We start from the raw sequence: 9,481 nt of genomic DNA on the forward strand, positions 1-9,481 counted from the left end.
TAATGGTTACCTACTGTAATAGCAGTTGCCGTAACTATTAAGCTTCAAGATGAGATTACAATACGTGGCTTGCAAAACAAGCTATTGTTTTCGTACCTATCTGTGACAATAATGCGCTAATTTACCGTTCCGGCTTACTATAGCCAGAACACACATCGTTAGCCGATGTCGTTATTAAAAGAGCCAATTATGAATGTGTATCTTCGGAACAATATAAAAATAATCGGCAAAGGAAGCCATACGGTGGTGTTAAGCCACGGTTTTGGATGCAGTCAAACAATGTGGCGTTATATTGCCCCTGCACTTGCGAAGCATTTCACTGTGATATTGTACGATTTGGTCGGTAGTGGAGAGTCTTCACTTGCCATGTACGACTACCAAAAATACGATACCCTTGATGGTTATGCCAGCGACCTACTTGAAATTATCGATGAGGTCAGCGACGGGCCTGTTATATTTGTGGGTCATTCAGTAAGTGCCAGTATTGGCTTACTGGCCAGTATTGCCAGGCCTGATTTGTTTTTATATCAAATTATGGTGAGCCCCTCTCCGTGCTTTATCAATCATGATGATTATGTAGGCGGATTTTCAGCATCAGATATTGAACAGTTGTGCGAGACTCTGGACAGCAATTACCTAGGCTGGTCAAGTTCTATGGCTCCGGTAATGATGGGGGCCCCTGAACGGCCCGAACTTACTGAAGAGTTAACCAATAGCTTTTGTCGGACCGACCCCAAGATTGCTCAGCATTTTGCACGTGTGACTTTTTTCGCAGACAATCGTGCGGCCTTGCCCCAGTGTTTTACCGATACGTTAATTTTGCAGTGTTCTGCTGATTTTATCGCCCCGTCTTCGGTGGGCGAGTATATGCTGGCGACCATGCCAAAAGCTGAGCTGGTATTGTTAAACGATGATGGACATTGTCCTCATATGAGCACTCCTGATGCCTGTCTTAAAGCAATGTTTAACTATCTGAACAAAGCCACGCCCCCTATCGGCCTACGCAATGTTTGTTAATACCGACACACTATTTACTAATGCACCCTGCGGGTTAGTGGTATGTGAAACTAAAGGCACCATTACTCAGGCTAACGATACCTTTTGTAAGTGGCTGGGGTATTCGCAAACCGAACTTATCAGACAATGCTCGATACAATCTTTGTTCACCATTGGCAGTCGTTTTTACCACCATACACACTGGGCGCCGCTATTACAGTTGCAGGGTTCGGTCTCTGAAGTGCTGATAGAGCTATCGCACCGGCAAGGTCATACTGTGCCTATGCTGGTGAATGCGATAAGACATAAAACCGACACCATGAGCTATGACTATCTGGCTTTTTTTATTGCCGCTGACCGTAAAAGTTACGAACAAGAACTGGTAAAAGCACGAAATTCCGTCGAAAAGTCATTATCTAATCTACGACAGACCCAGGAACAATTAAAAGAAAATCAGACATTTTTAAGTGTGGCTATCCGTAGCGCCCGAATGGGAATTTGGACACACGAACGGGCAACAAATCAAATACAAGTCAGTCAGGAACTACTACAGCTTACCGGCCTGACTTCTTCAGAAGATGTAAAATACCCCGACCAGTTTATACAGCTTTTACACCCTAAAGATGCATCAGAATTTGAACAAACAATTCAGCGGGCGATAAGCCATCACACTGAATTCGAAGTCGAATTTCGCTTAAAACACACATCCGGAAAGTGGCTGTCTATGGAAGGGCGAGGTCACGCTATTTATGATGAAAACGGCACCTGTATTACCGTATTTGGTGTTTTTATTGATATCAGTGAGAGAAAAAAAGCCGAAAAAGCATTAGCCAGCGCCAACCAGCAACTGGCCGCGACCGACCGTAAAAAAGATGAGTTTCTGGCTACCTTAGGCCATGAGTTGCGCAATCCGCTTGCGCCCATACGCAATGTGCTTGAGATCATGCATCGTCATATTGAACAGCATTCTGAGCTTAAGTGGTATCACGATATTTTAGACCGTCATGTGTCACAGGTTACGCACATTGTAGATGACCTGTTAGAAGTCACGCGAATTTCTCAAGGTCGGTTAGAGCTTAGAAAATGTGCTGTTGATGTTAACGAAACAGCCAAAACAGCAATAGAGTCGACGCGTCTGTTTATTGAAGAAAGCCAGCATACGTTGCAGGTTTCTTTGCCCGAACAACCCGTGATACTTGAAGCCGACCCGACCCGAATGACCCAGATTTTAGTAAATCTGCTGACCAATGCGGCTAAATATACCCCGCCTGGTGGCACCATTACCTTAAGTATTTTTGAGGATACAGACAGCGCAATCATTCGGGTAACAGACACCGGCATTGGCATCCCGCAAGAAAAACTCAGCACCATATTTAATATGTTTTCGCAGTTAACACCCGCTTTGGAACGCGCTCAAGGCGGTCTGGGTATTGGTCTGGCGTTAGTGCATGGACTGGTCGAGATGCATCAGGGCAGCATAAAGGCCAAAAGTGAGGGCATTGACCTTGGTAGTGAATTTGAAGTGCGCCTGCCTGTGACCCAGACACAACCCACTGACAAACCATCAGAACAAATCCCCACACCAGACTCTGATCTTATTCCCAAAAAGATTTTGATCATTGACGACAATGTTGATGCCGCAGAAAGTTTAGGGTTTTTACTCGAATTTGATGGCCATACTATTGAGTGCGCAAACTGCGGTTTAGATGGATTGAAAGTGGCCGAAGACTTTCGTCCTGAAGTCGTGTTATCCGATATCGGACTACCCGATATTAATGGTTACGAAGTAGCCAAGCGCTTACGGGAACGCGACTGGGCTGCATCCATATATTTGGTTGCAATTACGGGCTGGGGCCAGAAAAAAGACAAGCTGCTCGCCCAGGAAGCCGGGTTTGATCAGCACTTTACCAAACCAGTAGATTTTTCTGAGTTGAAAGCCGTATTACGTGAAATTGAATGATTGTTGTACCGGGTAGAGAAGTCGATATCTCTACCCTACTCTATCCCTAGCTTTAACTCTAAACTTTTGAAAATGAAAATGGCGGCTTTGCTTATTTATACCGAATTTCGAACAAACTTTTTATCGCTCAAATTAGCAAAGTCGTTCGACTAGGTACTTTCCAAACTTCATTTTAACTTCAGAGTGCAGCCCAGTGAGTACGGGGAACACTTAAGAGTGGACTTCCCAGACTTTGCTAGACACATTTGGATAACCGACAACACTTTGTCATTCAACATTCTTCAAGAATTTATTAAATTGCTCAATGTTGAACGGTTACCGAAACACCAATGAGTATGTGCAACTATGTATACTTTTCGGATCTTCTAATTTAAAGTGATATCAGGATGTTGTGAAACACTATTCAAGGAATGGATACAGTACATGATCAGGCATTTGAACTTAAAAGAACTCACAGTTGGAACTATTAAGCAGTTCATGTGAATTAGTGTGATTACCAAGGGATTGTGTCGGCATAATTACCGAGCGACTTTGTCGTAATGAGCATATCAGCCAGTTGTTAAGCTGGCTATTTTCTCTCTTAAGCTATTTCTGCTTTTCTTGCTCGTTGAACACGCAGTGCCATCGTATTCATGTTTTCTCTCAGCCAGATGTAGCGAACACCAGCAGGACTCACATCAATGGTTTGTTTGGCTTTGAGTTGCAGCGATACTTGCTGTTGACCTAGATGTGGATTTTCTAGAGAGAACTCGATGACAGTTTGTTCAAGTTCAACATCTGAGCGGTTCTTATGCCGTAGATTGGGAGTTTCTAGACGCTTTAAAGCATCAGGGCCGCCCTGTTTGACCAACTTCAAGTGACGATAAATAGTATCGCGAGATACACCGCTCTGGCGTGATGCTGCGCTCACATTACCTAGTTTATCAACCAGAGCCAGCACCTCTAATTTCTTTTGAATTTCTAACTCTTCTATTGTTACTTTATTTGGCTCAATCACCTCAGATACTGTGAGCTGTCGTCCAGCGAAGTGCGCAGTGAAGCCTTTCTTGTTGGTGTTTCTGATTTCGACTTTCTGATTCGCAATGGAGTGTTTGAGTGGTGAATCAATGAGGTAGAACTTGTTACCGTAACTAAAGGTATGATCGTTGCGGATTTTACGATGGTCTTTAATGACGCAGATATCATCAAGGTTTGTGTGTTTCGATAGTGGTGCAAATTCAGGTGCTTGCCTTGATTTTACTTGAATTTTCGACTGCCAGAACTGCGGAATAAACACATGCTTGAGATACGCGTTGGCGGCAGTAATATCGTTGATGTTATTCAGTCTTAGCTCAGGCACTAGGCGGTCTTGGAAGGTATCGAACGCACGTTCAACGCGACCTTTACCCTGTGGTGAATTGGCAAAGATAATTTCTATGCCTAATTCATCGCAGGCTCGCTGCATTTGGGAGAAATTACAACGCTTAGGACCACCGAAGATACCGGCTCTGTCCACGTAAAGGGTTTTAAACAAACCTTTCGTTTCGATGCAATCTCGCATGACTTTCAAGCACCCAACCGTGGTTTCTGATGGGAAGAACTCAGCGTAAACTTCACTGGTTGCATCATCAATCATAGCGATGAGGCAATGTTTTTTATTACCGAACCAGCGATGCGGACTACCATCCATTTGCATCATCAAGCCCGGCGCTTCCATACGCTCTCTGCGTTTACGAACATTACTACGTCTACGTTTAGCCCGTTTAACATGGTGAATATCATGCGCCCAACCCCGCAGAGTTTCACGCTTCACAACGATATTTTCATTAATTGCTAACTGTTCAGCTAAGTGCAACAGGTTCAAATCGAAATATCTATCTTTAATTAAAGCCTGCACAGCTTCTTTTAGCGATACGGGTATTTTATTTGGCGGGGCTTTGCCATGATTACCATGAATGACAAATTGAATACCGACATGCTGATATCGTTTAACGTAGCGTTCAATGGTGCGCCGAGACTTACTAAGCAACTTTGCAGCATTGGCAATTGTTACTCTGCCTTCAACAACTTTAGCAATAATATCAACAGTGAGTTGAGCTTTAGAATCCATCACGATCATCCTCAACATGCCTCAAATATTCAAAAGAAGAACATTACCAGACATGTAAAAAAGTGACCGACAGTTTCCCTTGGTAATTAGCAATTACGACAGAATCGCTTGGTAATTAAAATACGACAAAGTTGCTTGGTGTTAACAAGTTCATGTGAATTAGTCTCGACTTAATCTGACACTTTTCGTTGCAGAACTTGTGTAAATCGCAAGGTCAGCTCAGTGCTGTAAGTTCAATCTATGGATGCAACACACTGGTAAAATCGCCCTGCTTACAATGTGTGGTTATCCCTGCCGAATTCGTAGTCTTTGAGATTTTTCATTCGTCTTTCTATCTCCTTACCGAATGGACCATAGCGTGACAAAAACTCACTGATTAACTCAGAACCTTTGCAGTAAAAATGATGTGAAAAACATGGATGAGACAGTGCATCAAATAACTCTAGATCAAATTCCCGTTTTACGTAAACGGACAAATTTTGCAACCTGCTTTGCCACTTGAAAACGTACTCATTTTCAGATTTGACGTTGATTTTAACTATCGGTGCGACTAAATTCGTTCCATGTGCGGCTGCATTTCTGAGAGTGAACAACCCTTTGATAGCTTCACTGGTTCTTGCCGACAGAAGACTATTCAAATCTACATCAAGGTATTCTCGATATGCCTGGAGCAACTTATCCCATCCACCATTAAACTCTATTTCATCACTTAACTTATTCGCGAGCCGGTAAGCGCGAGTCATCGATTTATACTCTTTATTTGAACCAGAATATTGCGAAGACATTTCACCTAAAGACAGATAATCTCGTTTGATAAGCGAACCAAACACTGAGCGAAAGCACCCTTCAATTATAGCAGCAATAAGATTGCATGCTGCTAAGTTTAAACCGATGTATGTATGATTAAGATGATATGAAGAATATGACTGGTCAAATAACTGATTAGAATAATCTGAAGTATCAGGTTGAAGCGTATTTAGTTTTTTTCTTAACGTTAAGCCGATTGCATCTAGTCCCATTAGCAGGCTATTGTGTGTGTTTAGCGTCAAATGCTTTTGTATCTTTTTTTCCATTGCAGTATTTCCTAATAGCTTAGACTACTATGTGATTTGATGATGCTTCTTAAGCAAAAGCACATTTTTTTTGCCACGAAGAAACTAAATCCGTTTTTTCAATAAATTCATTTTCATTCACCCAAAACTGTAAGTATCCGAGAAAGTAAAAGCCTTAAACTGATTCTATAAACACTTGTTGAAGCGTTATTGACACGGTGTTCAGTGCCCTCTGCAAAAGAATGAGCACTTCTATAAATCATAAGACCAAGCTTAAATTTGGTATTAAAAACATTCTCATAACGTCCATCTAGCTCGCAATATTAGCAACATTGACAAGTGAAGACGTGCGATTATAGTGTTGTTTCAATAAAGGGGCCAGTTGAAGGTTTTAGGTTCATATACATGAAACTCGCCATATGTCTGCTAATGACACCCAGCAAGTATTCTCTGTCCTTTGCAAAACATCCACTCTCTGTAGAGAATCTCCTAATATACCAAGTTCTGAGAACATTGAATGACCGCTCCGTGTCTTTTTATCTCGTTATCGCTTGATGCTTAATGTTCTGAATATCAATCGTTTAAACTTCCAGCTAATAGCTTCCCGTAAGATAAAGTTTAAATCTATTTGCATAAACTGTAAGATTAATATGAGCTACTACAACTGAACTAGTGAGAACCGAGGAAGACCGGATGTAGTGGCATAGTACATTTGGCCACCTAATTAGAGCTGCTATGATAGCACCATAACAATGTTAGGTGACAACATGGCTAAGAAGAAAGGCCCGAATTTCAGTCCAGAATTCAGACTCGAAACAGCACAGTTGGTGGTCGATCAAGGTTACTCACAAAAAGACGCTGCCGATGCGATGGGTGTCGGTTATTCAACGATTGGAAAAGGAGCGCCCAAATTGCGTGAAGAACTTCAGGGTAAAAACGGCTATCCTGCCGTTTTGTCGAACCCGAGGGTTCTCATCCTGATTATGCCCACTACAAACATTAAAGCCCCGCACAAGGCGGGGCTTTAATGTTTAAAATTTGGCGGAGAGAGAGGGATTCGAACCCTCGATACGCTATAAACGTATACACACTTTCCAGGCGTGCGCCTTCAGCCACTCAGCCATCTCTCCAAATTCTTTAGCGCTACTAAAAAGCAGCAGCCGTATAGTAGGTAAACTTGCTGGGCTAATCAAGCTTCAACCTTAAAAAGCTGGCTAAGCGCTGTTTATTTAGGCGTTTTGTGCTGCTTTGGCTTTTAGCTGAGTAGAGAAATCTAACATACGGTTTAATGGAACCAGTGCTTTTTCTCTCAAATCATCATTCACAAAGATTTCATGGCCTTCGTTTGCGCCTGCAAGTGCATCATGAATAGACTGCATGCCGTTCATTGCCATCCACGGACAGTGTGCACAGCTTTTACACGTTGCGCCGTTACCGCCTGTTGGGGCTTCAATGAAGTTCTTATTTGGCGCTAGTTGCTGCATCTTATAAAAAATGCCTTTATCGGTGGCAACAATAAAGGTGCTGTTGTCCATCTCCTGGGCAGCTTTGATAAGCTGACTTGTAGAACCCACTGCATCGGCCATAGCCACAACACTGGCTGGTGATTCTGGATGAACCAGAATCGCCGCATCGGGATATATGGCTTTCATGTCGGCAAGTTTTTGCGATGAAAATTCATCGTGCACAATACACTCGCCCTGCCACATCAACATATCTGCGCCGGTTTGCTTTGCTATATATGCGCCTAAGTGCCGGTCGGGTCCCCAGATAATAGGTTTACCCTGCTCATCCAGATGTTCTACGATTTCAAGCGCAATACTTGACGTAACCACCCAGTCGGCACGGGCTTTTACAGCAGCCGAGGTATTGGCATATACCACTACGGTATGATCAGGATGCGCATCGCAAAATTCGGTAAATTCTTTTTCCGGACAACCTATATCTAACGAACAGGTGGCTTCGAGCGTAGGCATTAATACTGTTTTTTCAGGACTTAAAATTTTAGCGGTTTCGCCCATAAATTTTACGCCTGCCACAATAACTGTTTCGGCCTGAGTATCACGGCCAAAGCGTGCCATTTCTAACGAGTCGGCTACACAACCCCCGGTTTCTTCGGCTAACGCCTGAATTTCGGGATCGGTATAATAATGCGCTACTAACACCGCATTTTTGTCGACAAGCAGCTGTTTAATCTGCGAGCGTAACTCGTTTTTGCGCTCTTTAGAGAGCGGCTCAGGCATTGCAGGAAAAGGATAATCCACTTGTTCTACACGAAACGCGACTGTCATAACATACTGACCCGATTGACGACAGTTAAAGGGGCGACGATTATACCCGACTGTCTGAAGAATTTCATAGCGTATAAGTATGAATTATTCTGTGATAATCAAGCCCCGCTTATGCATTTAATAATATGGCCGGGTAGCCATGTATTCGATGTTTGGCTGTGTCTATGTGGGGATAACGAAGTTTTGTTAATTGAGGTTATCAGCAAAAACGACAAAAAAGCTTAGAAAGTTTTGAGGATATCTGCTGCATTAACTAGGCTTCGCTGGTTCAAATCCGACGCGAGTACGGTGTGATTTCTCTGAAAACTTCCCAAGTGAAGTGTGTAGATAAGATGGTGGGTCGTGCTGGATTACTTAACTGCTGCCGCAGTCTGCGCCCTCCGGGCCGTGCTAAAGCACGTTCACCTGCGCTACGCTGGGTGGCGAACCGCTGCGCTGGTTCAAATCCTGCGCGAGTATGGTGTGATTTCTCTGAAAACTTCACAAGTGGAATGTGTAGATAAGATGGTGGGTCGTGCTGGATTACTTGACTGCTGCCGCAGTCTGCGCCCTGCGGGCCATGCTAAAGCATGTTCACCTGCGCTACACTGGGTGTCAAACCGCTTCGCTGGTTCAAATCCTGCGCGAGCATTGAAGCTTAAATTTGGTTTGGTATACGAGGATACTTAGATAAGATGGTGGGTCGTGCTGGATTACTTGACTGCTGCCGCAGTCTGCGCCCTGCGGGCCGTGCTAAAGCATGTTCACCTGCGCTACGCTGGGTGTCGAACCGCTTCGCTGGTTCAAATCCTGCGCGAGCGTTGAAGCTTAAATTTGGTTTGATATACGAGGATACTTAGATAAGATGGTGGGTCGTGCTGGATTACTTGACTGCTACCGCAGTCTGCGCCCTGCGGGCCATGCTAAAGCATGTTCACCTGCGCTACGCTGGGTGTCAAACCGCTTCGCTGGTTCAAATCCTGCGCGAGTATGGTGTGGTCTTTTTTAGAATTGTGAAACTGGAGCGTTTCAATAAGATGGTGGGTCGTGCTGGATTCGAACCAGCGACCAATTGATTAAAAGTCAACTGCTCTACCAACTGAGCTAACGACCC

The 9,481-nt window shown here is 43.7% G+C and carries 6 protein-coding genes and 2 tRNA genes; 3 read left to right on the plus strand and 5 right to left on the minus strand.

Annotation, left to right across the window (positions count from 1 at the left end; all coding sequences use genetic code 11):
• Positions 1-189: 189 nt before the first annotated feature.
• Together JK130_RS15645 and JK130_RS15650 are read left to right on the plus strand one after the other, a co-directional pair.
• Positions 190-1,017, plus strand: coding sequence for an alpha/beta fold hydrolase (locus JK130_RS15645; protein WP_218355266.1), 828 nt, complete (start codon positions 190-192; stop codon positions 1,015-1,017).
• Positions 1,007-2,956 (plus strand): PAS domain-containing hybrid sensor histidine kinase/response regulator, encoded by a 1,950-nt coding sequence (locus JK130_RS15650; protein WP_218355267.1) that lies wholly within the window; start codon positions 1,007-1,009, stop codon positions 2,954-2,956. Before JK130_RS15645 ends, JK130_RS15650 begins: the two co-directional genes overlap by 11 nt.
• A 580-nt stretch (positions 2,957-3,536) precedes the next feature.
• Here JK130_RS15650 and JK130_RS15655 read toward each other — a convergent pair.
• Together JK130_RS15655 and JK130_RS15660 are read right to left on the minus strand one after the other, a co-directional pair.
• Positions 3,537-5,054, minus strand: coding sequence for an ISNCY family transposase (locus tag JK130_RS15655; RefSeq protein WP_218355268.1), 1,518 nt, complete (start codon positions 5,052-5,054; stop codon positions 3,537-3,539).
• Between the two features lie 263 nt (positions 5,055-5,317).
• The gene (locus JK130_RS15660; RefSeq protein ID WP_218355269.1) at positions 5,318-6,118 is read right to left on the minus strand and encodes a hypothetical protein; all 801 of its coding nucleotides are present in this window, start codon (positions 6,116-6,118) and stop codon (positions 5,318-5,320) included.
• Positions 6,119-6,864: 746 nt separating this feature from the next.
• Between JK130_RS15660 and JK130_RS16860 the strand changes: the two genes are divergently transcribed.
• Positions 6,865-7,125 (plus strand): transposase, encoded by a 261-nt coding sequence (locus tag JK130_RS16860; protein WP_218355270.1) that lies wholly within the window; start codon positions 6,865-6,867, stop codon positions 7,123-7,125.
• 11 nt (positions 7,126-7,136) lie between these two features.
• Here the strand turns inward: JK130_RS16860 and JK130_RS15670 are convergent.
• The 3 genes from JK130_RS15670 to JK130_RS15680 all read right to left on the minus strand — a co-directional run bounded on the left by JK130_RS15670 (position 7,137) and on the right by JK130_RS15680 (position 9,481).
• A tRNA-Ser gene (locus tag JK130_RS15670) sits at positions 7,137-7,227 on the minus strand.
• Between the two features lie 99 nt (positions 7,228-7,326).
• Positions 7,327-8,388: a quinolinate synthase NadA gene (nadA, locus tag JK130_RS15675; RefSeq protein WP_218355271.1), complete on the minus strand. Its 1,062-nt coding sequence runs from the start codon at positions 8,386-8,388 to the stop codon at positions 7,327-7,329.
• Positions 8,389-9,405: 1,017 nt separating this feature from the next.
• Positions 9,406-9,481 (minus strand) — tRNA-Lys (locus tag JK130_RS15680).

It is taken from the genome of Alteromonas lipotrueiana (assembly GCF_019249245.1).
Classification (GTDB): Bacteria; Pseudomonadota; Gammaproteobacteria; order Enterobacterales; family Alteromonadaceae; genus Alteromonas; species Alteromonas lipotrueiana.